The sequence below is a fragment of the Streptomyces sp. NPDC025784 genome (assembly GCF_055558435.1).
The window spans coordinates 188,893-211,866 of the sequence record NZ_JBVHMN010000008.1; the positions used below are offsets into that span (position 1 = coordinate 188,893).

A 22,974-nucleotide genomic window follows, 5' to 3' on the forward strand; every position below is an offset into this window, starting at 1 on the left:
TCGCGCCGCGCACCCGGGTCGTGACTACTTCGCGTCGGCCTCGCCGTCGGTCTTCTTCAGCTCCGCTGCGCCGGCGTCGTCGGCCTTCGCCTCGGCGGGCTCGTCGGCCGGCTCGTCCGCCGCGTCCTTCTTGCCGAGGTCGAGGGGCTTGTCGTCGGAGGCGTCGGAAGAGGCGTCGGCGGCGGGCTCGTCGGTCTCGGTGAGGGAGGAGGCGTCGTCCGGGACGACGGCACCGTCGGCCTTCAGGTCGTGCTCGATGCCGTGGACGATGCGGTTGTACTCGTCGTCCGTGAGGACGGCGCCGATCGCGTTCTTCGCGAAGAGCAGGTCGACCCCCGGGGCGGCGTCAAGGAGGACCGTGTCCTCGTTGACCTCCTTGACGGTTGCGTACATGCCACCAATCGTGCGGACACCGGAGCCGGGCTGCATGTCGTTGCGCATCTGCGCAGCCTGCTGCTGCTTCTTCTTGGCCGACCGGGTCATCAGGAACATGGCCCCGATGAGCACGATGAACGGGAGGAGGGTCACGAGACTCACGGGTCGGAACTTCCTTCTACGACCGCAATGGGGGGCGGCCTGATGGTTGGGGGTATGTATGCCGTCGACAAGGGCGGCATCGGCGGAGTCTAAGCGAGTCCGCACTCAGTGAACAACGCTCAGCATGGCACCGGGGTTCCTGCCCCGACACATCCCCGCGCCGTCACGCCCCGAACAGGTCCTGTTGTCCGTTTCCACCGGTGGCCTGGCGGGGCGGGGTGAGCCCGAGATGCGCCCATGCCGCCGGTGTGGCCACCCGGCCACGGGGCGTACGGGCGAGCAGTCCTTCCCGGACGAGGAAGGGTTCGGCCACCTCTTCCACGGTCTCACGCTCCTCCCCCACCGCGACGGCGAGCGTCGACAGGCCCACCGGGCCGCCGCCGAAGAGCTTGAGCAGTGCTTCGAGGACACCGCGGTCCAGGCGGTCCAGGCCGCGGGCGTCCACCTCGTACACCTGGAGGGCCGCCGCCGCGATCTCCCTGGTGATCGCTCCGTCCGCCTTGACCTGCGCGTAGTCGCGCACGCGGCGCAGCAGGCGGTTGGCGATGCGGGGCGTGCCCCGGGAACGTCCGGCGATCTCCGCGGCGCCGTCCGGGTCGATCTCGACGTCGAGGAGGCTCGCGGAACGGTGGACGACCCGCTCCAGCTCGGCGGGCTCGTAGAACTCCATGTGGGCGGTGAAGCCGAAGCGGTCGCGCAGCGGTGGCGGCAGCAGGCCCGCGCGCGTGGTGGCGCCGACCAGGGTGAACGGCGGCAGTTCCAGCGGGATGGCCGTGGCGCCGGGGCCCTTGCCGACGATGACGTCGACCCGGAAGTCCTCCATCGCCATGTAGAGCATCTCTTCGGCGGGCCTGGACATGCGGTGGATCTCGTCGAGGAAGAGCACCTCGCCCTCCTGGAGGGAGGAGAGGATCGCGGCGAGGTCCCCGGCGTGCTGGATGGCGGGGCCGCTGGTGATGCGGATCGGGGCGCCCATCTCGGCCGCGATGATCATCGACAGGGTGGTCTTGCCGAGTCCCGGGGCCCCCGAGAGGAGCACGTGGTCGGCGGTGGCGCCACGCGCGCGTGCGGCCCGCAGGACCAGGTCGAGCTGCTCACGGACCTTCTCCTGGCCGATGAACTCGTCCAGGTCCTTCGGGCGCAGCGCCGCCTCGACCGCCTGGTCCTCGCGGTCGGCGACCGAGTCCACCAGCCGCTCCTCGGCGGGGCCGACGAGCCGCTCGGCGGCGGTCGCGTCGGTCGTGTCGTCCCAGTTCATGTGAAGTGCCTCGGGGTGTGGTGGGGGTGCCGGCGGTTCAGCGGGCGCGGTTCAGGGTCTGCAGGGCGGCCTTGAGGAGCTGGCCCACCTGCGGGGCGCCCTCGGCGGCCGCTGCCTGCGGAGCGACGGCGTTGACCGCCTCGTCGGCCTCCCGGGTCGCGTACCCGAGACCGATGAGCGCGGCGTGCAGTTGGTCGCGCCACCCGGTGGTCACCGCCGTCCCGATGGCGGGGCCGCCCGTGCCGAGCGGCTCACCGAGCCGGTCCTTCAGCTCCAGGAGGAGCTTCTGGGCGCCCTTCTTCCCGATGCCGGGGACGGCGGTGAGCGCCTTCTCGTCCCCGGTGGACACCGCGCGGCGCAGGGCGTCGGGGCTGTGCACGGCGAGCATCGCCTGGGCCAGCCGGGGTCCGACGCCGCTGGCGGTCTGCAGCAGTTCGAAGGTCTGCCGCTCGTCGTCGTCCGCGAAGCCGTAGAGCGTGAGGGAGTCCTCGCGGACGACGAGGGAGGTGGCGAGCTTGGCCTGCCGGCCGGTCCGCAGCGTCGAGAGGGTGTTGGGCGTGCACTGGACGGCGATGCCGATCCCGCCGACTTCGACCACCGCGGAGTCGGGGGCGAGGGCGGCCACCGGGCCGCTGACGAAGGCGATCATGCGGTACGGCCTTTCGATGCGTGGGGCTGTGCGGGGGGCGGCTGCCGGCGCTCGGCGGCGGCCTGCTGGAGCCGGTTGCGTGCGGCGGCCTGCTGGAGCCTGTTCTCGGTGACCGCCTGCTGGAGCCTGTTCTGGGCGGGGGCGCGCCAGATGTGACAGATGGCGAGAGCGAGGGCGTCGGCGGCGTCGGCGGGCTTCGGTGGCGCGTCGAGGCGGAGCAGGCGCGTGACCATCGCGCCCACCTGGGCCTTGTCGGCCCGTCCGTTGCCGGTGACGGCGGCCTTGACCTCGCTCGGGGTGTGCAGGGCGACGGGGATGCCCCGGCGGGACGCGCACAGCATGGCGACCGCGCTGGCCTGGGCGGTGCCCATCACCGTGCGTACGTTGTGCTGGCTGAAGACGCGCTCCACGGCGACGAACTCGGGCTCGTGCTCGTCGAGCCACTGTTCGATGCCCTGCTCGATCGCGACGAGGCGCAGTCCCAGTTCGGCGTCGGCCGGGGTGCGCACGACACCGACGCCGCGCAGGGCCAGGGGCCGGCCCGCGACTCCTTCGACCACTCCCACACCGCACCGGGTCAATCCGGGATCGACGCCCAGTACCCGCACCCAGCCCCCTCCTTCGATCCGGCCCGGCATTCGCCGGGCTCCGCCCCCAGTTCCCGCAGGCTATCGGGTGCCGCTGACAAAGCGACGGGCCGACGGGGTGTGTTCCCGTCGGCCCGTGGCCCAGCCGGTGCGATCAGGCGTCGACCTTCTCCATGACGTCGTCGCTCACGTCGAAGTTGGCGAAGACGTTCTGCACGTCGTCGCTGTCCTCCAGGGCGTCGATCAGCTTGAAGATCTTCCGGGCGCCCTCCTCGTCCAGTTCGATCTGCATCGTCGGGACGAAGTTGGCGTCGGCGGAGTCGTAGTCGATGCCGGCCTCCTGGAGCGCGGTGCGCACCGCGACCAGGTCGGTGGCCTCGGAGATGACCTCGAAGGACTCGCCGAGGTCGTTGACCTCTTCGGCGCCCGCGTCGAGCACGGCACCCAGGACGTCGTCCTCGGCCAGCTCGCCCTTGGGGACGATCACGACGCCCTTGCGGTTGAACAGGTACGAGACGGAGCCCGGGTCGGCCATCGAGCCGCCGTTGCGGGTCATCGCGACGCGGACGTCCGAGGCGGCACGGTTGCGGTTGTCCGTGAGGCACTCGATGAGCACGGCGACACCGTTCGGGCCGTAGCCCTCGTACATGATCGTCTCGTAGTCGGCGCCACCGGCTTCGAGACCGCCGCCGCGCTTGATCGCGGAGTCGATGTTCTTGTTCGGGACCGACGACTTCTTCGCCTTCTGCACGGCGTCGTACAGCGTCGGATTTCCGTCGAGGTCCACGCCGCCCATGCGCGCCGCGACCTCGATGTTCTTGATCAGCTTCGCGAAGAGCTTGCCGCGCTTGGCGTCGATCACGGCCTTCTTGTGCTTCGTCGTGGCCCATTTAGAGTGGCCGGACATCTGCCTGTCTCCTTCGCGTAACCCATCCCGTACGAACTCCCCCAGACCTTAAGGATCTGGGGGACCCCCAGATCCTACAAGGACTCCGGTGTCCGGTTCGCGCGCACCATGTCGACGAACAGCCCGTGCACGCGGTGGTCGCCGGTCAGTTCCGGGTGGAACGACGTGGCCAGCGCGTTGCCCTGGCGTACGGCGACGATGTGGCCGCCGTGCTCGGCGAGCACCTCGACCTCGGCGCCCACGGACTCGACCCAGGGGGCGCGGATGAAGACGCCCTCTACAGGATCGCCCTCGACACCGCGGACGTCGACCGCCGCTTCGAAGGACTCGTTCTGACGCCCGAAGGCGTTGCGGCGCACGATCATGTCGATGCCGCCGAAGGTCTCCTGCCCGGACCGCGGGTCGAGGATCTTGTCGGCGAGCATGATCATGCCGGCGCAGGTGCCGTAGACGGGCATGCCGTCGCGCACGCGCGCGCGGAGGGGCTCCATCACTCCGAAGAGGACGGCCAGTTTGGAGATGGTGGTGGACTCGCCGCCGGGAATGACGAGGCCGTCCACCTCCACGATCTCTTCGGGGCGCCGCACCGGCCTGGCCACGGCGTCGGCCGCGGCCAGGGCGATGAGGTGCTCCCGTACGTCGCCCTGGAGAGCCAGGACGCCAATGACAGGAGTGTTCATGAGGTGATTACCAGCCGCGGTTGGCGTAGCGCTCGGTCTCGGGGAGGGTGTCGCAGTTGATGCCGACCATGGCCTCGCCCAGGTTGCGGGACGCGTCCGCGATGATCTTCGGGTCGTCGTAGAAGGTGGTGGCCTTCACGATGGCGGCGGCGCGCTTGGCCGGGTCGCCCGACTTGAAGATGCCGGAGCCGACGAAGACGCCCTCGGCGCCGAGCTGACGCATCAGAGCGGCGTCGGCCGGGGTGGCGACGCCACCGGCGGAGAACAGCACGACCGGGAGCTTGCCGAGCTCGGCGACCTCCTTGACGAGCTCGTACGGAGCGCGCAGCTCCTTGGCGGCGGCGTACAGCTCGTTGTTGTCGAAGCCGCGCAGCTTGGCGATCTCGTTCTTGATCTGGCGCAGGTGGCGGACGGCCTCGACGACGTTGCCGGTGCCGGCCTCGCCCTTGGAGCGGATCATGGCGGCACCCTCGGCGATGCGGCGCAGGGCCTCGCCGAGGTTGGTGGCGCCGCAGACGAAGGGGGTGGTGAACGCCCACTTGTCGGAGTGGTTGACCTCGTCGGCCGGGGTGAGGACCTCGGACTCGTCGATGTAGTCGACGCCGAGGGACTGGAGCACCTGGGCCTCGACGAAGTGGCCGATGCGGGACTTCGCCATGACCGGGATCGAGACGGCGTCGATGATGCCTTCGATCATGTCCGGGTCGGACATGCGGGCCACTCCGCCGTCCTTGCGGATGTCGGCGGGGACCCGCTCCAGGGCCATGACGGCGACGGCGCCCGCGTCCTCGGCGATCTTCGCCTGCTCCGGCGTGACGACGTCCATGATCACGCCGCCCTTGAGCTGCTCGGCCATGCCGCGCTTCACGCGGGCGGTGCCGGTCTCGGGGGTCTGGGCGGGGTTGGAGAGCGTGCTGGACACGGGTTGACCTCACTCGGTGAAAGAGGGTTTGTGCTGCACCGAGGAAACGTGAGGCGACCAGGCCACTGCAAGGGCCAATGGAGAGGCGGTGGATTTTTTTCGCCCGTGCCACGGGGTGACCGGACCGTCGCGGCCCGTCCCGGGTCAGGCCGCCTGGCGCTCGGCCAGTGCCGCCGGGGGCTCGTCGTCCATCTCGAAGGCCATGGGGAACGGCGCGTGGCCCGCCAGGCGGAACCAGCGCACCTTGCGGTGACGACGCAGGGCCCTGGCGGCGCGTACGGCGTCGTTGTGGAACCGCCGGGCCATCGGCACCCGGCGCACCGCCTGCGCCAGCTCGTGGGCGGCCTCCTCGCCGCCCGGCGCCTCGCGTACCGCGTCGACCTGCTGCGCCTCCCCGAACACGGCGCGCAGGGCCTGGCTCAGCTCGCTCTCGGCCACCTCGCGCTGGTCCTCCTCGGCCTGCCGGGCCTCGTGGGCCGCCTCGTACAGCACGATGGAGGCGGCCGGATCGAGCACCCCGGACGTGGCCAGTTCCTGTGCCACGGAGGCGCGGCGCAGCAGCTGCGCGTCGAGGGCCGCGCGGGCGGCGTCGATGCGGGCGTGCAGCCGGTCGAGCCGGCCGGCGGTCCAGCTCAGGTACAGGCCGATCGCGACGAGGCCGACGACGATCCAGATCAGGGTTCCGGTCACGGGCGGCAAGGCTACCTCTGCGCGGTGACGGCTCCCGACGGGCCCGGATCACCGGACGGGTTCAGCAGGCTCACCGGTCCCGTCCGGCACGCCCACCGGACACCTGCGGCACCTTCGACGCTCCCGTCCGGCACGCCCACCGGACGCGGCCGGCGCGGGTCAGTCCCGGGCGAGTCCGAAGCGCGCCCGGAGTCCCGTGCGTTCGTCGGCGGCCACCGCCGCCGCCCCGTCCGTCACGGTCTCGTACACGGACAGGATGTCCGCGCCGACGGTCGACCAGTCGAAGCGCCGTACGTGGCTGCTCCCCCGCTCGCGCAGTTCGGCGCGGCGCGCGGGGTCGCCCAGGAGCCGGACCGCGGCGGCGGCCAGCGCGTCCGCGTCCTCGTTGGCGAACAGTTCGCCCGCGGCGCCCTGGTCGAGGACCTGGGCGAACGCGTCGAGATCCGACGCGAGCACCGGTGCCCCCGCCGACATCGCCTCGACCAGGATGATCCCGAAGCTCTCGCCACCGGTGTTGGGCGCGACGTACACGTCGACGCTGCGCAGGAAGCGGGCCTTGTCCTCGTCGCTGACCATGCCCAGGAACTCGACGCGCGAGCGCATCTCGGCGGGCAGGGACTCCACGGCCTCCTCCTCGTCGCCGCGCCCGGCGACCAGCAACCGGGTCTGCGGACGCTCGGCGAGGATCTTCGGGAGGGCCTTCATGAGGACGGGCAGGCCCTTGCGGGGCTCGTCGATGCGGCCGATGAAGCCGAGGGTGTCGCCCTGCCACTCGGGCTTGGGCTTGGCCCGTGCGAAGAAGTCGACGTCGACGCCGTTCGGGATGACGACGGCGTCGCCGCCCAGGTGCTCGACGAGGGTGCGCCGCGCGTACTCGCTCACCGCGATCCGCGCGCTGATCTTCTCCAGTGCCGCCTGGAGGATGGAGTACGCGGCGACCATCGCCCTGGAGCGCGGGTTCGAGGTGTGGAAGGTCGCGACGATGGGGCCCTGCGCGGCCCAGCACGCCAGCAGACCCAGCGACGGGGAGGCCGGCTCATGGATGTGGATCACGTCGAAGGTGCCGTCGTGCAGCCAGCGCCGCACCCGGGCCGCCGACAGGAAGCCGAAGTTCAGACGGGCCACGGAGCCGTTGTAGGGCACCGGGACCGCGCGGCCGGCCGAGACGACGTAGGGCGGCAGGGGCGTCTCGTCGTCCGCCGGGGCGAGGACGGAGACCTCGTGCCCGAGACCGATGAGGTGCTCGGCGAGGTCGCGGATGTGGAACTGGACGCCGCCCGGCACGTCCCAGGAGTACGGGCAGACGATGCCGATCTTCACGGGGTCACCTCCCCGGGCTCCCGGCCGGCGCCCTCGCTCCGGATCGCCGCGGGGTCCTTGGCGGGATCCAGGTCCTTCAGCCACAGCCGTTGCAGCATGTGCCAGTCCTCCGGGTGGTCGGCGATCCCCGAGGCGAAGGCGTCGGCCAGCGCCTGTGTCATGACAGACGTCTTTTCGGCGCGGGTGCCTGTCTCGGGAATCTCGACGGGGGGATGCACACGGCCCTTCATCACGGGCGAGTCGTCGTACCAGAGTGTCACGGGCAGGAGCAGGGCGCCGGTCTGCTGCGCGAGCAGTGCCGGTCCCGCGGGCATCCGGGTGGCCTCGCCGAAGAACTGCACCTCGACACCGGACGAGGACAGGTCCCGCTCGGCGACCAGGCAGATCAGCCCGCCGTCGCGGAGCCGCCGGGCCAGCGTGCCGAAGGCGCTGCCGCCGCTGTGCGGCAGGACCTCCATGCCCAGGCCCTCGCGGTAGGCGACGAAGCGGTCGTACAGCGATTCCGGCCTGAGGCGCTCGGCGACCGTCGTGAAGGGCGTACGGAGCTTCGTGGTGACCCAGGCACCGGCGAGGTCCCAGTTGCCCATGTGCGGGAGGGCGAGGATCACGCCCTTGTCGGAGGCGAGCGCGTCGGTGAGGTGGTGCACGTCCTTCGGGTCGAAGCCCGTCTTCACCCGCTCCTCGCTCCAGGCGGGCAGCCGGAAGGACTCCATCCAGTAGCGCAGGTAGGAGCGCATGCCGGCCTTGGACAGCTCGGCCAGCCGCTCGGGCGTCGCGTCGGGCACCACGCGCGCGTAGTTGCTCTCCAGACGCTGTATGCCCTTGCCCCGGCGCTTCCAGGCGATGTCGGCGATCGTGCGGCCGAGGCGCTCGGCGACCGGCTCGGGGAGCTTCTTGACCGTGCTCCAGCCGAGTGCGTAGGCGGCGTCGACCACCCTGTCCTGAAACCTGGTCACGAGGTGGCCTCGCTGTTGTGGGCCGCGGCCTCGGCGTCCGCCTCGGCGGACTCGCGGCGCACCGTGACGACGCGCTGGATCAGCGTGACGAGGCTGCCGACGGCGACGATCCACAGGGCGACGGGCAGGAGCACCTGGATACCGGGCACGCCGAACTTGTGCAGGCCCGCGAAACCGGCCGCGACCAGCGAGATCACGAGCCGCTCGGCCCGCTCGACCAGGCCGTTGACCGCCACCGGCAGGCCGATCGACTCGCCGCGCGCCTTGGTGTACGAGACCACCTGGCCGCTGGCCAGGCAGAAGATCGAGACGGCGCACAGGATGTTGTCGTCGCCGTTGCCCGCGTACCAGAGGGCGAAGCCGCCGAAGATCGCGCCGTCGGCCACCCGGTCGAGGGTCGAGTCCAGGAAGGCGCCCCAGCGGCTGGAGCGGCCGAGCTGGCGCGCCATGTTGCCGTCGACGAGGTCGGAGAACACGAAGAGCGTGATGACGACCGTGCCCCAGAAGAACTCTCCGCGGGGGTAGAAGACCAGCGCGCCCGCCATGACCCCTGCCGTGCCCAGGAGGGTCACCGTGTCGGGGCTTACCCCCCGACGGATGAGAAACGCGGCGAACGGTGTGAGGACACGCGTGAAGAATGCACGCGCGTACTTGTTCAGCATGGCCTTCCCGAGGGTCGGTGTCGCCGCGCGGCCCCTGCTGGCCGCCGGCTGGCCCATCGTAGCCACGCGCGCGCGTGTGCGACGTTCGGGCACCCGCACGCCCCGTGTCATGACGGGATGCCGTCGGTGGCACGGCGGGATCGCGTCCGCCGTATGGACGCACCGTGACACGAGTGCAAAGCTCGAAGACACCGCGGGCGTCATCGGAGCCGCCACCGCACGCGGATCCGTCACGCCCGCGCCCACAGAGACCTCACCGTGCACGGGAGGCAAGACCATGGGCGACAAGGCGAATGCACATCCCGGAGCCGCCGGCAGGGCTACGGCGGCCGACCACCCCGCGTCCGTACGGAATGTGGTGCTGGTCGGCCACAGCGGATCGGGCAAGACGACTCTGGTGGAAGCTCTCGCGCTGACGGCGGGAGCAGTGAACCGGGCGGGCCGCGTCGAGGACGGCGGCACCGTCTCGGACTACGACGAGATCGAGCACCGACAGCAACGCTCGGTGCAGCTCTCGCTGGTCCCCGTCGAATGGGACGGGTACAAGATCAACATTCTGGACACCCCCGGATACGCCGACTTCGTCGGGGAGCTGCGGGCCGGTCTGCGAGCTGCGGACGCGGCCCTTTTCGTCGTCTCGGCCTCGGACGGCGTGGACGGCTCGACCCGCATGGTGTGGGAGGAGTGCGCGGCCGTGGGGATGCCACGGGCCATCGTGGTCACCCACCTCGAATCGGCGCGGGCGGACTTCGAGGAGATGACGCGGATCTGCGCGGAGGCCTTCGGCGCGGACGACCCCGACGCCGTCCTGCCCCTGTATCTGCCGCTGCGCGGCGCGGAGGCACCCGACGGGCACGCGCCCGTGACCGGACTGATCGGGCTGCTGTCGCAGCGGCTGTTCGACTACGCGTCCGGGGAGCGCAAGGAGGCGGAGCCCGGTCCTGAGCAGCTGCCGCTGATCGAGGAGGCCCGCAACCGGCTGATCGAGGGGATCATCGCCGAGAGCGAGGACGAGACCCTCATGGACCGCTATCTCGGCGGCGAGGAGATCGACCTCAAGACCCTGATCGAGGACCTGGAGCGGGCCGTGGCCCGCGGGACCTTCTTCCCGGTGCTGGCCGCGGCTCCGGCCGCCGACGGCGCCCGTCAGGGGCTCGGCACGGTCGAACTGCTCGAACTCGTCACGGGCGGCTTCCCCACCCCGCTGGAACGCACGGCGCCCGTCGTGACCACACCGGACGGCGCGGCGCGCGAGGTGTCGGCCTGCGACCCGACCGGGCCGCTCGTCGCGGAGGTAGTGAAGACCGCGTCCGACCCGTACGTGGGCCGGGTCTCCCTGGTCCGTGTCTTCTCGGGCACGCTGCGTCCCGACGAGACGGTGCACGTCTCCGGGCACGGGCTGTCCGACCGCGGTCACGAGGACCACGACGTCGACGAACGCATCGGCGCCCTGTCCACGCCGTTCGGCAAGCAGCAGCGCGTCCTGTCGCACTGCATCGCGGGCGATCTCGCGTGCGTGGCGAAACTGAACCGCGCGGAGACCGGGGACACCCTCTCCGCCAAGGACGATCCGCTGCTCATGGAGCCGTGGCAGATGCCCGACCCGCTGCTGCCGCTCGCCATCCAGGCGCACAGCAAGGCCGACGAGGACAAGCTGTCGCAGGGGCTCGCCAGGCTGGTCGCCGAGGATCCCACGATGCGCCTGGAGCAGAACCAGAACACGCATCAGGTCGTCCTGTGGTGCCTGGGCGAGGCCCACGCGGACGTCGCCCTGGAGCGGCTGCGCAGCCGGTACGGCGTCCAGGTCGACGTCGTCCCGCACAAGGTGTCGCTCCGGGAGACGTTCGCGGGCAGGTCCGGCGGGCGCGGGCGCCATGTGAAGCAGTCCGGCGGGCACGGCCAGTACGCGATCTGCGAGATCGAGGTCGAGCCGCTGCCGAACGGCTCGGGCATCGAGTTCGTGGACAAGGTCGTCGGCGGGGCCGTGCCGCGTCAGTTCATCCCGTCCGTCGAGAAGGGCGTGCGGGCCCAGGCCGCCAAGGGTGTGGCCGCCGGCTATCCACTCATCGACGTGCGGGTCACGCTGCTCGACGGCAAGGCCCACTCCGTGGACTCCTCCGACGCCGCGTTCCAGACCGCGGGCGCGCTCGCCCTGCGCGAGGCCGCGGCCGACGCCAAGATCCACCTGCTGGAGCCGGTGGCCGAGGTGACGGTCCTGGTCGGCGACGACTACGTGGGGCCCGTCATGAGCGACCTGTCGGGCCGCCGCGGCCGGGTCGTGGGCACCGAGCAGGCGGGCGGCGGGCGCACCCTCGTACGGGCCGAGGTCCCGGAGATCGAGATCGGGCGGTACGCCGTCGATCTGCGCTCCCTTTCGCACGGCACCGCGCGCTTCAACCGCAGCTACGCACGGCACGAGCCGATGCCGCCTCAGGTCGCCGAGAGGATTCGCGAACAGGCCCGCGACACCTGAGGGTTCGCCGGGTCACACGTCGGCGGACGGCTTCGGCCGTCCGCCGACGAATGTCGGTCGGGGCCGATACTCTGAGAACCTGATCAAGGCAATGACCTGATCAACAGGTGTGCGAGGGGCGGAAGTCGGGAAAAGCCGCAGCAGCGGACGGCGGCGATGGGGGCGGAAGTGGCATTCGACGGTTTCGATTTCACTCCCGGGGCGCAAGTGCCGCTCACGGGCTCCGCGGGCCAGACGGCGGCGACCTTCGCCCTGGCCTCCGCGGCCTACCGGGACAATGGCATCGAGGAGATCCTCAAGGCCGACAACGAATGGCACAAGTCCACCGTCAAGACGGGCAAGGTCAAGCTGTTCGCGCCGAATCTGGGCGAGGCCTTCGCCCGGGCCGTGGTGGACCGGATGCTGGGCGCCGGCCGCAAGCCGCTCATCCAGTCCTTCGGCACCGAGCCGCAGGTCGTGGTGGAGCACTGCCTGGCGGCGAACAACATCCGCCGCGAGCGGGACAACTGGCTGGCGGCCGTGATGGTGCTGTGCGGGCTGCTCTTCCTGCCCGGACTCGTCGTCTGGCTGCTCGTCTTCCAGATCCGCACCCAGATAGCCAAGCGCGAGGACAAGCGTGCCTCCGCCCTCGGCACCACGCTCCTCGTCGCCGTCGGCGCCCTCGCGGTGCTCTTCCTCCTCCGTATGCCCTTCTCCGGCTTCTGGGCCTGGTACGCGCGCGCTTCGGTCGTCCTGCCGGTCGTCGGCTGGCTGTGGGCCCGGCAGATCTGCGAGCGCACGGCCAAGGACCTGCGCGACCGCTGGGACGGGCTGCTGTCCGGCGGCGGCATCGGCGCGAGGATCCCCGAGGCGGTGCCCGGCAGCCCCGGTGAGACCGCGGCGGAGCGGCTGCGCCAGTCCCTCGCACGGCTCAGCGCGGAGCAGCAGTCCAACTCGGTCTTCTACGCGGGCCCCAAGGGCATACTCGGCATGGGCACCCGGTGGGGCAGCTGGCAGCTCGCCGAGGAGCTGGTACCGCGCGACGCGGACAAGGAGATCCACCCGTTCCGCAGCTGGGACGTCATCCGCTCCATCCACGACCAGCTGCGCATGCTGGAGCGCGGTCCGCTCAACACCGGTGGTTTCCCCGCCCCTTCGATCAAGCACTGGATCGTCACGCCGATCGGTGAGAACGCGAAGGCGGTGTCCCGGCCGGCCGGGACGGACGTGGACGCGTACACGGTCAAGACCCACGCGATACAGGACATCTGCAACAAGCAGCAGTTCGGCAGCGGTGACCGGCACTACCTCGGGGTCCAGTGGACGCTCTGGGACGGCCAGTTGGTCATCACGATGCTGATCACGGTGACCGTGCTGCACCAGACGCTGCGCATCGAGGTCACGGGGCATGCGCTGGGTCCGGTGAATCCGCTGTTCACCACCAAGCCGGAGGCGCCCACCAAGGAGGTCGCCAAGGCGGTGAAGTTCTGGGAGACCCGCAAGGTGAACCTGCCGCTGGTCACCACGGACGAGGTCGTACGGCTCGCGGCGCGGGCCCCCTTCACCTGGTACCCGCCCTTCCTGAACTGGCTCGGCGGCACCGTGGTGCTGCCCGAGCCGTTCGGCCTGCGGCACGCCTGGGCCGACCAGCCGTGGCGGCACCGGTTCATGGCCGACGACGCCCTGCGCGCCGCGACCCCGGTGCTGCGCGTGGTGCACGCGGCGGCGATCAAGGTCCTCGACGAGAACGGCGTCGACACGGAGAAGTTCGGCAACCGCTCGGCCTTCCTCAGCACGGCGGTCCAGGACCCGATGCCGCGGAAGGCGGACGTGTACGACGCGTAGCCCCGGCGGGGAGAGCGACGCGCCGCTCTCCCCCGGACCGGCCCCTGCTCCGGAGTCCGACGGCGCACCGGTGCCGAGCGGGGGCACCGCGGGTGTGGCGACGGGCCGGCCTTGCCGGAGCCGGGCGGCCCGTACGAAACGTCAGACGGTCGGCCAGGCCTCCGCCAGCATCTTGCGGGTGTCGGCGAGCAGCTGCGGAAGCACCTTGGTGTGCCCCACGACCGGCATGAAGTTCGTGTCGCCGCCCCACCGGGGCACGATGTGCTGGTGGAGGTGGGCGGCGATGCCGGCGCCCGCGACGGTGCCCTGGTTCATGCCGATGTTGAAGCCGTGGGCGCCCGAGGCGGTGCGCAGTGCGGTCATGGCCTGCTTGGTCAGCTCACCGAGCTCGACGGTCTCCGGGCCGGTCAGGTCCGTGTAGTCCGCGACGTGACGGTAGGGCACCACCATGAGGTGGCCGCCGTTGTACGGGTAGAGATTGAGCACGGCGTAGACCTGCTCGCCACGCTTCACGATCAGCCCGTCCTCGTCGGACTTGGCCGGAATCGAGCAGAACGGACAGCCGTCGTCGGCCCCCGGGCCGGTGGGCTTGTTCTCGCCCTGGATGTAGGCCATCCGGTGGGGTGTCCACAGGCGCTGGAACGCGTCCTGCGTTCCCACTCCGATCTGCTGCTCCGGCTCACTCGTCATGATGTGCAGCATATGGCTTCGCCCGTTCGCGGCGTGTCGGCGGGGCGGCACGAGGGCGCTCAGCGGCCAAGCTGGGCCGGTGGACGAAGACAGCCCTGAGGCCCGCTGGGCGGAACGCACCGAGGTCGCTCTCTTCACGGCGTCGCTGGTGTTCATGGCCGCGTACGCGACGCGCGTCCTGGCGACCGGCCTCCCGCCCGCCTGGCAAGATCTGTGCGGTCTGGTGCTGCTGGTCCTCTGGTTGCTGTTCGCCGCGGACTATGTGGTGCGCTGGCGGCTCAGCGGGCAGCACTGGTGGCGGTACGTCCTCACCCACGTGGTGACCACGGTCTCGGTCGTCCTGCCCCTGCTGCGCCCGCTGCGGATGGTGCCGCTGTACGAGGTCCTCCAGAAGAAGCGCGGGGAGCCCAGGCTGGCGCTGTACGCGCGGGTGATCTCCTACGCGGGTCTGTCCACCCTGTTGCTCGGATTCGCCGGATCCCTCGCGGTCTACCAGCAGGAGCGGGGGGCACCCGGAGCGACCATGCGGACCTTCGGCGATGCCGTGTGGTGGGCCTGCTCGACCCTGAGCACGGTCGGCTACGGCGACATCACCCCGGTGACCCCGCTGGGCAGGACGATCGCGGTCGTGATGATGGCCGGCGGGCTGGCACTGCTCGGTGCGGTGACGGGGTCGTTCTCGTCCTGGCTGCTGCAGACCTTCGCCCGGGAGGGCGACGAGAAGCCGCCGGGACGCTGAAGGTCCCGGCGGCGTGCGCGTGCGCGGTGCCCCGGATCAGACCTGGGCCCGCTCCTCGACGATCTTCGCGATCTTGGCGATCGCCTCGTCGACCGGGATGCCGTTCTCCTGCGAGCCGTCGCGGTAGCGGAAGGACACCGCGCCGTTGGCCATGTCCTCGTCGCCCGCGATGACCATGAAGGGCACCTTCTGCTTCTGGGCGTTGCGGATCTTCTTCTGCATGCGGTCCGAGGAGGAGTCCACCTCGACGCGCAGACCCCGCTTCTTCGCCTCGGCGGCGAAGGTGTGCAGGTAGTCCACGTGGGCGTCGCCGATCGGGATGCCGACCGCCTGGACGGGAGCGAGCCAGGCCGGGAAGGCGCCCGCGTAGTGCTCCAGGAGCACGGCGAAGAAGCGCTCGATGGAGCCGAACAGGGCGCGGTGGATCATGACCGGGCGCTGCTTGGAGCCGTCGGGGCCGGTGTACTCCAGGTCGAAGCGCTCCGGCAGGTTGAAGTCGAGCTGCACCGTCGACATCTGCCAGGTGCGGCCGATGGCGTCCTTGGCCTGCACGGAGATCTTCGGGCCGTAGAACGCGGCGCCGCCCGGGTCCGGGACCAGCGGGAGACCCTGCTTCTCGGCGACCTGCCGCAGCGTCTCGGTGGCCTCCTCCCAGACGTCGTCGGAGCCGACGAACTTCTCCGGGTCCTTGGTGGACAGCTCAAGGTAGAAGTCGGTCAGACCGTAGTCGCGCAGCAGGTTCAGGACGAAGGTGAGCGTCTTGTCGAGCTCCTCCGCCATCTGCTCCTTGGTGCAGTAGATGTGCGCGTCGTCCTGGGTGAAGCCGCGGGCACGGGTCAGACCGTGCACGACGCCGGACTTCTCGTACCGGTACACGGTGCCGAACTCGAACAGGCGCAGCGGCAGCTCACGGTAGGAGCGCCCGCGCGCGTCGAAGATCAGGTTGTGCATCGGGCAGTTCATGGGCTTGAGGTAGTAGTCCACGCCCTCGTCGAGCTGCATGGGCGGGTACATGCCGTCGGCGTACCAGTCCAGGTGGCCCGAGGTCTCGAAGAGCTTCCCCTTCGTCGCGTGCGGGGTGTAGACGAACTCGTAGCCCTCTTCCTCGTGACGGCGCCGCGAGTAGTCCTCCATGACCCGGCGGATGATGCCGCCCTTGGGGTGGAAGACGGCGAGGCCGGAGCCGATCTGGTCCGGGACGGAGAAGAGGTCCAGCTCGTTGCCCAGCTTGCGGTGGTCGCGCTTCTCGGCCTCGGCGAGGAAGTCGAGGTGCGCCTTCAGCTCGTCCTTCGAGGGCCAGGCGGTGCCGTAGATGCGCTGGAGCATGGGGTTCTTCTCGCTGCCGCGCCAGTACGCGGCGGCGTTGCGCATCAGCTTGAACGCCGGGATGTTGCGGGTGGTGGGCAGGTGGGGACCGCGGCAGAGGTCCTTCCAGCACAGGTCACCGGTCTTGGCGTCCAGGTTGTCGTAGATGGTGAGCTCGCCCGCGCCCACCTCGACGTCGGCGCCGTCGTCCGAGGACGCGGAGCCCTTGAGGCCGATGAGCTCCAGCTTGTACGGCTCGTCGGCGAGCTCCTCGCGGGCGGCCTCGTCGGTGACGACGCGGCGCGAGAAACGCTGACCGCGCTTCTGGATCTCCTGCATCTTCTTCTCGACGGCCTTGAGATCCTCGGGCGTGAAGGGGCGCTCCACGTCGAAGTCGTAGTAGAAACCGTCCTTGACCGGCGGGCCGATGCCGAGCTTGGCCTCGGGGAAGAGCTCCTGCACGGCCTGGGCCATGACGTGCGCGGTGGAGTGGCGCAGGATGTTGAGGCCGTCCTCGGAGGAGATCTCGACGGGCTCGACCTCCTCGCCGTCCCGCACCTGGTACGCGAGGTCCTTCAGCTCGCCGCCCACGCGGGCCGCGACGATGGTGCGCTCGCCTGCGAAGAGGTCGGCGGCCGTAGTGCCCGTCGTCACCACGCGCTCTTCCCGCTCGGAATCGCGTTGGATGATCACACGGACGTCTGACACCGGACTCTCCTGCCTGAAGGGGACGTGCGCATCGTGGGTCGCGCACGCAATACAGGCGATCGTACCGAGCCGGGGGTGCCCTCCGCGAAACGGTTCCGGTCGGTGCCGCCGGGAAAGTGCCGCACCGGCCGTGGCCCGCCGTGACGCCGGTCGGTGTCCTCGCTCCCCCGCGCCCCGTCAGTCCGCGCTGCACGCCTCCTCGAAGAAGTCCAGGTTCTCCTGGAGCGACTTCATCAGCCGGTCCCGTTCGGCCTCGTCGACCTGCACGGGCACGACCCCGGAGGCATCGGTGAGCCTGCGGAAGCCGCCACGGCTCTCCAGCCGTCCGTGCACCCGCACCGGCAGTCCGACCAGATGGGCGTGGCCCGCTATCCGGTAGGCCTCCTCGTCGAGCGTCATACGGACGTGCGGCACCTCGGCGCCCGCGAGGACGCGCAGCCGCACGGTGCCCTCCCCGCGCGGCCCGGAGCGGCGCATCCGCACCACCGCACCGGTGAGGCGCACCGGGACGGACGGCTCCTCGCGCAGGTAGCGCGCGCCGGCCTCACGCAGCACGGGCAGGTCGCCGGGCGAGAACTCGACGGGTTCGGCGGGAACCGCACCGCCCTCGGGGGCGCCTGCGGAGGGCGCCCACTCGACGGCGATCCTGGCGCCCTCGGTGCCCCGGACGAGGGCGACCAGAGCCTCCATGAGCTCATGGCTGACGCCCGCCTCGACGGCGGCGTCGAAGGCGTCCATGCCTCCGGTGGCCCGCTGGTAGTCGATGGCCTCGCGGGCGGCGTACAGCGCCTGGTGCAGCCGTACGGCGAGCGGCCGGCCCGTGGTGACGGGCACGAAGGCGGTGAGCCGGCGTCCGCCCGGTTCGGCACCGACCAGGACGTTCTCCAGGGAGGCCGCGGCGGACCTGCGGTGGCGGGCGCCGTAGTAGCCCGCACGCGCGCGGGTGGCGAGCGCGCCGGCGAGGAGCATCTGGCGGGCCGCGGCGCGCAGCTGTTCCTCGACGGTCCACGGCGCCGCGCCCACGGGACCGGTCGGCACGTCGCGCCACCAGCGGATCTCGTCACTGGGGACGGCGAGCGCGACCAGCACGTCACGGGCGGACGGGGAGCCGCTGCGGGAGAGCGCGACCAGGGCTTCGCCGAGCAGGTCGTCGCTGTCGGGAAAGGCCCGGCTCTCCGGCACCAGCAGGCTGGTGCCGCCGCCACCGGGCCCGGGTGGGGTCCATCGGCCGTACCGTCCCGCCGCTCCGCCGCGCCGCTGCCAGCCGTGCCGGTGCAGCAGCGCGCTGAGGACCGCCGGGTCGACCTGGTCGGGGGTCGGCGGGTCGTTCCAGACGGGGTCGACGGGATGCGGCCTGACCGGGCGCAGCGACTCGTCGAGGGGGCGGTGGGTCATGGTCTGCCTCCCGTCCCGACCCGGGTCATGATCTCGCAGAGCGCCCGGTCGTCGAAGATGCGGGCCGTCGGTATCCGGACGGTGGTCCTGCGGCGGCCGGTGACGGCGTGCCCGGCGAGGTTGATCCAGTAGCAGCAGTGGCGCAGGTCGAGGCGGTCGTGGCTGGCGCGCAGCCAGTCGTCCTGGGAGCGCGGCACGAGCATCACGACCAGGATCTTGTGCACCGAGACCGGCGTGCGGGCGAGCTTCGCCAGGTGCTCGTTGTCGAGGGTGAAGGAGAAGGCGGGCCCGGGCGGGTTCGGCGGGATCTGGTACGTGCACTTGAGCTGCACCTTGATGGTGACTTCGTCGTCGACCGTGTGCCCGGGGGCGCTGTGGCTGACGTGCCAGTCGATGCCGTTGTCCGGGAAGGGCTGGGACAGCGAGCAGCCCGCCGCCGCGGCGACCGCGTGCAGATAGCCGACCTGCAATGTCTCCATGCAGGCGGTGGTGGCGAGTGAGCCGCGATGGGGTGCCGTCCGCTGGGGCAGCAGCCCGCCCCGTTCGGGCTGGGCGAGTGCCATGAGTCCAACAGCCTTCCAGACCAAGAGATTCCCCGTGACGGGCCGCTGAACTGCAAAGACCCGTACCTCTGTTGTCTCCTTCCGGCGTACGTCGCAAACAGCCCGGGTATCACCAAACGGGCAGAAGACGGTGCGTCAGCTGCCGTGGGTGAACGAGGAGTTGTGTAGGTATGACGTGCTGGTACGAGGGCCCTTTGGCCGCGTTCGACACGGAGACCACGGGCGTGGACGTCGAGACCGACCGGATCGTGTCGGCCGCCGTCGTGGTCCAGGACGCCCCGGGTTCCCGTCCGCGGGTGTCCCGGTGGCTGGTGAATCCGGGGGTGCCGGTGCCCCCGGGGGCGACGGAGGTGCACGGTCTGACCGACGAGCATCTGCAGCACAACGGCCGCTGGCCGTCGCCGGTGATGGAGGAGATAGCCCGGGAGCTGGGCGAACACGCGGCGGCCGGGCGCCCGCTCGTCGTGATGAACGCTCCGTTCGATCTGACGCTCCTGGACCGGGAGTTGCGTCGTCACCGGGCCTCGTCGCTGGACCGTTGGTTCGGGTCGACGCCGCTGACGGTGCTCGACCCCCGGGTGCTGGACAAGCATCTGGACCGCTACCGCAAGGGCCGCCGCACCCTCACCGATCTGTGCGCGCACTACGGCGTGGCACTGGAGGGCGCACACGACGCGGCGGCCGACGCGCAGGCCGCGCTGGACGTCGTACGGGCGGTGGGGCGCCGTTTCGCGGCGCGTCTGGAGCGGCTCTCGCCGGCCGAACTGCACACGCTCCAGGCGGTGTGGCACGCGGCACAGGCCCGCGGGCTCCAGGCATGGTTCGCGCGCAGCGGCTCGGAGGAGGCGGTGGACCCGGCGTGGCCGCTGCGTCCGGAGCTGCCCGCGGCGGCGTGAGGACGGACCGCCGGCCGGGAACGGGCGGCACGGAAGGACCGGGAATGCGGAAAGGCCGGTCCGTCTGTGACGGACCGGCCTTCTCCCGGTGGGCGATACTGGGTTCGAACCAGTGACCTCTTCGGTGTGAACGAAGCGCTCTCCCACTGAGCTAATCGCCCGGGAACGGACTGAACCATACAGGTCCCGGCGGGTGTGGTTCAAACCGCTTGGAGACAAGCCGTCAGTCCCCGGCGTCCGGCGCGCATCATCAGGGCGTGGTTGGCCCGGAACAGCGGCCGTCCGGGCACCGCGAGCCGGCGCAGCAGCGGCTTGCGCACGTCGACCTCCTGGTCGTACCGGGCGCGCGTGCCGGTGCCGTGCGCGGTGAGCGTCCAGCGCGCCCAGCCCTCCATGTCGCCGGACAGCGCGATCTCCAGGACGCCGCCCGCCGGATCACGGCGCACCTCGCGCGCGGTGAAGGTCATGCCGTACGGGAGGAGCGAGCGGACCCGGATGACGCCGCTGCGGTCGTCGATGCGGGTGACCTCGCGCACCTGGGGCCACCAGTGCGGGTAGTTCTCGGCGTGCTCCAGCACGACGTAGACGGCGGCGGGGGGCGCGGGCAGCTCCCACTCGCTGCGGAAGCGGTAGTGGCTCCAGTCCATGGGGGGAGTGTGCCCGCTCGGGGATCTGAGTACGTCGTGAGTACGCGCACTCATGCCGTGAAGGGTGACCGGGACCACACTCCCAGGCATGACCTCGATCCCGCCCCCGGCACAGGAGCTGCGGCTCCTAGACGCCGAGCTGCGGCAACTCGACGCCCGCCGGGCTCTGTTGCTGACGCGCCGTGCCTGGCTGATCAGCGCCCTCCGGACGGCTCCGGCGCCGTCCGGCCCGCCGTCGGCCGCCGCTCCCGGACCGTTCGCCGCCCCCGCGCACCGGCCGGAGGCCACGGCCCCCGGCGTACAGAACGTGCTCCTGCTGCTCGGCGGCATCCTGCTGACCGTGGCCGCCGTCGCGTTCACGGTCGTCAGCTGGGGACACCTGGGGATCGCCGGCCGGGCGCTGGTGCTCGCCGCGCTGACGCTGACCGCGCTCGGCGCACCGCTGCCCCTGCTGCGGCGCGGGCTGCGCTCGACGGCCGAGGCGGTGGCAGGGCTCGGTCTGGCGCTGACGGTGCTGGACGCCTACGCACTGCACGAGGTCGCCGTCCCGGACGCCGACGGGCTCGGGTACACCGCTGTCACGTCGGCGGTGCTGGCCGCGGTGTGGGCCGCGTACGGTCTGGCCGTGGGCCTGCTTCCCCTGCCGGCGGGACCTTCGGCGGTCACCACCCCGGGCGAGAAGCCCGTGGGCGCCGGCGAGGGACCGGCCGGCACCCGGGTCCGGCTCCCGCTGCGGCTGCCTCTGCCGGCGGCGCTGGCCACGGCCCAGTTGCCGCTGCTGCTGTGGGTGGCGGCGGCCGACGGGGGTGCCCATGCCGTCACCGCCGCGCTGCTGGCGACGGCCGCGTTCGACACGACTGTCGCGCTCCTCGTCCCCGTGAAGCCGGTCCGTGCGGTCGCCGCCGTCGGCGCGTACGGACTGGGCGGGTGGGGCGCCTTTGCCGCCGGCTGGCTGTCCTGGACGGCCTCCGGCCCGAGCGCCGCCGCCCGTGCGGCGGCGCTCCTCCTCCTCGCCGCGTCGATCGCTCTCGTGGCGGCGTGGCGCACCCCGAAGCCGGGCGTCGCGGCCGGCGGCGCGCTGACGGGAGGCCTGCTCACGGTCGCCGCGGTCGGCGGCGTGCTGCGTGCATCGCTGCCGTCGGACTGGATGGTCGTGGCTCATCTCGTGTGTGCCGTCGCCCTGTTGGGCGCCGTGCGCACGCCACTCGCCGAGCCGATGAAGCGGGGCCTCGCGTGGGCTTCGGGTGCGGTGCAGGCCGTCGCGGTGGTGTGGGCACTGCCTCCGGTCGGCCTCGTCCTGCTGGGCCCGGCCGACTGGGCCGGCCGGATCTGGTCCGGTGCCCCGGCGACCGCCAGGGAAGCGGTCACGGCGGACGTCCCGTGGCCCGCGCACGCGATCACGGCGCCCCTCGTGCTCGCGCTGGTGGCCGGTGTCCTGGTGACGGCGGTCCGCGCGACGGACTGGCGTCCGCAGGCCCTGGCCGCCGCGACGGCGCTGGTGTGGGCCGCGGTGTCCGTCGTCCCGGCCTCACTCGAACTCCCCTACGAGGCGGGGCTGTCGGTGCACGGTCTGACGGCGGTGGCGGCCCTGGCCCTGGCCACCCGTGCGCGGCCCGCGGTGACGCCTCTCGTGCTCGCCGTCCTCACGTCCGCGAGCCTCGCCTTCCTCTCCCTGGCCTCCGAGGGCGCGACCCTCACCGTCCTCGGGGCGCTGGTCCTGTTGTTCGCGGCCGCCGCCCTGCGGCCGGTCCTCGGTCCGGTCGCCGCGCCGGTCTCGCTCGTGTACGCGACCGCGCTGGCCTGCGCCGCGGGCGCCTCCCTGGACCTTCCCGCACATCAGGTCGCCCTGCTGGTGCTCGTGGTGCCGGTGGCCGCCGCCGTGTCGGCGGCGCGTACGGACGACGTGGCGACGACCGTGTCGTCCGAGGTGGCGGGGGCCGCCGCCGGACTGCTCGCCATCGGGCTCGCGGTGACCGATCCGCCGACGCTGGCCCTGGTCCTGGCCCTCTGCGGGGTGATCGCCGCGGGCACGGCGGTACGGGAGGACCGGCGCCCGGTGGGGTACGCGGCCGCGGCGCTGTTCGTACTCGCCGCCTGGGTCCGCCTGGCGTCCTGGGACGTCGGCTCACCGGAGGCGTACACGGTCGTGGTGAGTGTTCCGGCGCTGGTCGTCGGTGTGGTCCGGCGCCGCCGGGACGGGACGGTCTCGTCGTGGACGGCGTACGGGCCGGGCCTGACCGCGACGCTGGTGCCGAGTCTCTTCGCGGCATGGGGCGACACGCACTGGCTCCGCCCGCTGCTTCTCGGCACGGCGGCCCTGCTGGTCACCCTGGCGGGTGCCCGGCACCGTCTCCAGGCGCCGCTCGTGGTGGGCGGCGCGGTCCTGGCGCTGGACGCGCTGCACGAACTCGCCCCGTATCTGGTGCAGGTGGTCGGCGCGCTCCCCCGTTGGGCGCCTCCCGCACTCGCCGGTCTGCTGCTGCTCGCGCTGGGTGCCACGTACGAGCAGCGGATCCGCGACGCGCGGCGAGTGCGGGAGGTGCTGGGGAGGATGCGCTGACGGCCG

General features: G+C 71.6%; 21 protein-coding genes and 1 tRNA gene. 5 read left to right on the forward strand and 17 right to left on the reverse strand.

The annotated features are described in order from the left end of the window. Positions 1-24: 24 nt before the first annotated feature. The 11 genes from yajC to pgsA form a co-directional block, all read right to left on the reverse strand. Positions 25-537 (reverse strand): preprotein translocase subunit YajC, encoded by a 513-nt coding sequence (gene yajC, locus ACZ4IF_RS19915; RefSeq protein WP_359502456.1) that lies wholly within the window; start codon positions 535-537, stop codon positions 25-27. 163 nt (positions 538-700) lie between these two features. Continuing rightward, positions 701-1,795: a Holliday junction branch migration DNA helicase RuvB gene (ruvB, locus tag ACZ4IF_RS19920; RefSeq protein WP_467564539.1), complete on the reverse strand. Its 1,095-nt coding sequence runs from the start codon at positions 1,793-1,795 to the stop codon at positions 701-703. Between the two features lie 37 nt (positions 1,796-1,832). Then, complete coding sequence (gene ruvA, locus ACZ4IF_RS19925) at positions 1,833-2,444, reverse strand: Holliday junction branch migration protein RuvA (RefSeq protein ID WP_467564540.1); 612 nt, start codon at positions 2,442-2,444, stop codon at positions 1,833-1,835. Next, positions 2,441-3,052 (reverse strand): crossover junction endodeoxyribonuclease RuvC, encoded by a 612-nt coding sequence (gene ruvC / locus ACZ4IF_RS19930; protein WP_467564542.1) that lies wholly within the window; start codon positions 3,050-3,052, stop codon positions 2,441-2,443. The genes ruvA and ruvC overlap by 4 nt, the downstream gene beginning before the upstream one ends. 133 nt (positions 3,053-3,185) lie before the next feature. Further along, entirely contained in the window at positions 3,186-3,938 is a 753-nt protein-coding gene (locus tag ACZ4IF_RS19935; RefSeq protein ID WP_028801488.1) for a YebC/PmpR family DNA-binding transcriptional regulator, read from the reverse strand. 74 nt (positions 3,939-4,012) lie between these two features. Next, a complete protein-coding gene (gene pdxT / locus ACZ4IF_RS19940) occupies positions 4,013-4,618 on the reverse strand; it encodes a pyridoxal 5'-phosphate synthase glutaminase subunit PdxT (protein ID WP_345647408.1) in 606 nt (201 codons plus the stop codon). Between the two features lie 7 nt (positions 4,619-4,625). Then, a complete protein-coding gene (gene pdxS / locus ACZ4IF_RS19945; protein WP_028801490.1) occupies positions 4,626-5,540 on the reverse strand; it encodes a pyridoxal 5'-phosphate synthase lyase subunit PdxS in 915 nt (304 codons plus the stop codon). 144 nt (positions 5,541-5,684) lie between these two features. Then, positions 5,685-6,230: a LemA family protein gene (locus tag ACZ4IF_RS19950; protein WP_467564545.1), complete on the reverse strand. Its 546-nt coding sequence runs from the start codon at positions 6,228-6,230 to the stop codon at positions 5,685-5,687. A gap of 159 nt (positions 6,231-6,389) precedes the next feature. Beyond that, positions 6,390-7,550, reverse strand: coding sequence for a glycosyltransferase family 4 protein (locus ACZ4IF_RS19955; protein ID WP_467564548.1), 1,161 nt, complete (start codon positions 7,548-7,550; stop codon positions 6,390-6,392). After that, entirely contained in the window at positions 7,547-8,506 is a 960-nt protein-coding gene (locus tag ACZ4IF_RS19960) for a phosphatidylinositol mannoside acyltransferase (protein ID WP_467564550.1), read from the reverse strand. The genes ACZ4IF_RS19955 and ACZ4IF_RS19960 overlap by 4 nt, the downstream gene beginning before the upstream one ends. Continuing rightward, entirely contained in the window at positions 8,503-9,225 is a 723-nt protein-coding gene (gene pgsA / locus ACZ4IF_RS19965) for a phosphatidylinositol phosphate synthase (protein ID WP_095933061.1), read from the reverse strand. The genes ACZ4IF_RS19960 and pgsA overlap by 4 nt, the downstream gene beginning before the upstream one ends. Positions 9,226-9,445: 220 nt before the next feature. On the opposite strand from pgsA, the gene ACZ4IF_RS19970 reads away from it, so the two are divergent. Beyond that, positions 9,446-11,641, forward strand: a complete 2,196-nt coding sequence (locus ACZ4IF_RS19970) for an elongation factor G-like protein EF-G2 (protein ID WP_467564552.1) — start codon at positions 9,446-9,448, stop codon at positions 11,639-11,641. Positions 11,642-11,797: 156 nt separating this feature from the next. Then, positions 11,798-13,465, forward strand: coding sequence for a hypothetical protein (locus ACZ4IF_RS19975; protein ID WP_467564554.1), 1,668 nt, complete (start codon positions 11,798-11,800; stop codon positions 13,463-13,465). 141 nt (positions 13,466-13,606) lie between these two features. Here the strand turns inward: ACZ4IF_RS19975 and ACZ4IF_RS19980 are convergent, their stop codons facing one another. Next, entirely contained in the window at positions 13,607-14,167 is a 561-nt protein-coding gene (locus tag ACZ4IF_RS19980; RefSeq protein WP_359502474.1) for an HIT family protein, read from the reverse strand. Positions 14,168-14,234: 67 nt separating this feature from the next. Here ACZ4IF_RS19980 and ACZ4IF_RS19985 point away from each other — a divergent pair, with 67 nt between their 5' ends. Further along, positions 14,235-14,894 carry a potassium channel family protein gene (locus ACZ4IF_RS19985; RefSeq protein WP_467564556.1) on the forward strand — a complete coding sequence of 220 codons (660 nt, stop codon included), beginning with the start codon at positions 14,235-14,237 and terminating at the stop codon, positions 14,892-14,894. A gap of 36 nt (positions 14,895-14,930) precedes the next feature. Here ACZ4IF_RS19985 and thrS read toward each other — a convergent pair whose 3' ends face one another. The 3 genes from thrS to ACZ4IF_RS20000 all read right to left on the reverse strand — a co-directional run bounded on the left by thrS (position 14,931) and on the right by ACZ4IF_RS20000 (position 18,865). Further along, positions 14,931-16,907: a threonine--tRNA ligase gene (gene thrS, locus ACZ4IF_RS19990; RefSeq protein WP_467564558.1), complete on the reverse strand. Its 1,977-nt coding sequence runs from the start codon at positions 16,905-16,907 to the stop codon at positions 14,931-14,933. Positions 16,908-17,084: 177 nt separating this feature from the next. After that, positions 17,085-18,302, reverse strand: a complete 1,218-nt coding sequence (locus ACZ4IF_RS19995; RefSeq protein ID WP_467564560.1) for a hypothetical protein — start codon at positions 18,300-18,302, stop codon at positions 17,085-17,087. Continuing rightward, the gene (locus ACZ4IF_RS20000; protein WP_028801501.1) at positions 18,299-18,865 is read right to left on the reverse strand and encodes a DUF4365 domain-containing protein; all 567 of its coding nucleotides are present in this window, start codon (positions 18,863-18,865) and stop codon (positions 18,299-18,301) included. Before ACZ4IF_RS20000 ends, ACZ4IF_RS19995 begins: the two co-directional genes overlap by 4 nt. Before the next feature lie 170 nt (positions 18,866-19,035). On the opposite strand from ACZ4IF_RS20000, the gene ACZ4IF_RS20005 reads away from it, so the two are divergent. Continuing rightward, positions 19,036-19,761, forward strand: a complete 726-nt coding sequence (locus ACZ4IF_RS20005; protein ID WP_467564562.1) for an exonuclease domain-containing protein — start codon at positions 19,036-19,038, stop codon at positions 19,759-19,761. Positions 19,762-19,850: 89 nt separating this feature from the next. Here the strand turns inward: ACZ4IF_RS20005 and ACZ4IF_RS20010 are convergent. Together ACZ4IF_RS20010 and ACZ4IF_RS20015 are read right to left on the reverse strand one after the other, a co-directional pair. Continuing rightward, positions 19,851-19,922, reverse strand: a tRNA-Val gene (locus ACZ4IF_RS20010). Between the two features lie 39 nt (positions 19,923-19,961). After that, the gene (locus ACZ4IF_RS20015) at positions 19,962-20,408 is read right to left on the reverse strand and encodes an SRPBCC family protein (RefSeq protein WP_095933069.1); all 447 of its coding nucleotides are present in this window, start codon (positions 20,406-20,408) and stop codon (positions 19,962-19,964) included. Positions 20,409-20,496: 88 nt separating this feature from the next. Between ACZ4IF_RS20015 and ACZ4IF_RS20020 the strand changes: the two genes are divergently transcribed. Further along, the gene (locus ACZ4IF_RS20020; RefSeq protein ID WP_467564564.1) at positions 20,497-22,968 is read left to right on the forward strand and encodes an SCO7613 C-terminal domain-containing membrane protein; all 2,472 of its coding nucleotides are present in this window, start codon (positions 20,497-20,499) and stop codon (positions 22,966-22,968) included. Positions 22,969-22,974: the final 6 nt, after the last annotated feature.

Bases quoted from the DNA above. Each gene is read 5' to 3' on its own strand.
- ruvB (WP_467564539.1), bottom strand. From the start codon at position 1,795: ATGAACTGGGACGACACGACCGACGCGACCGCCGCCGAGCGGCTCGTC.
- ruvA (WP_467564540.1), bottom strand. From the start codon at position 2,444: ATGATCGCCTTCGTCAGCGGCCCGGTGGCCGCCCTCGCCCCCGACTCC.
- ACZ4IF_RS19935 (WP_028801488.1), bottom strand. From the start codon at position 3,938: ATGTCCGGCCACTCTAAATGGGCCACGACGAAGCACAAGAAGGCCGTG.
- pdxT (WP_345647408.1), bottom strand. From the start codon at position 4,618: ATGAACACTCCTGTCATTGGCGTCCTGGCTCTCCAGGGCGACGTACGG.
- pgsA (WP_095933061.1), bottom strand. From the start codon at position 9,225: ATGGGCCAGCCGGCGGCCAGCAGGGGCCGCGCGGCGACACCGACCCTC.
- ACZ4IF_RS19970 (WP_467564552.1), top strand. From the start codon at position 9,446: ATGGGCGACAAGGCGAATGCACATCCCGGAGCCGCCGGCAGGGCTACG.
- ACZ4IF_RS19975 (WP_467564554.1), top strand. From the start codon at position 11,798: ATGGGGGCGGAAGTGGCATTCGACGGTTTCGATTTCACTCCCGGGGCG.
- ACZ4IF_RS19980 (WP_359502474.1), bottom strand. From the start codon at position 14,167: ATGCTGCACATCATGACGAGTGAGCCGGAGCAGCAGATCGGAGTGGGA.
- ACZ4IF_RS19995 (WP_467564560.1), bottom strand. From the start codon at position 18,302: ATGACCCACCGCCCCCTCGACGAGTCGCTGCGCCCGGTCAGGCCGCAT.
- ACZ4IF_RS20000 (WP_028801501.1), bottom strand. From the start codon at position 18,865: ATGGCACTCGCCCAGCCCGAACGGGGCGGGCTGCTGCCCCAGCGGACG.
- ACZ4IF_RS20005 (WP_467564562.1), top strand. From the start codon at position 19,036: ATGACGTGCTGGTACGAGGGCCCTTTGGCCGCGTTCGACACGGAGACC.
- ACZ4IF_RS20015 (WP_095933069.1), bottom strand. From the start codon at position 20,408: ATGGACTGGAGCCACTACCGCTTCCGCAGCGAGTGGGAGCTGCCCGCG.
- ACZ4IF_RS20020 (WP_467564564.1), top strand. From the start codon at position 20,497: ATGACCTCGATCCCGCCCCCGGCACAGGAGCTGCGGCTCCTAGACGCC.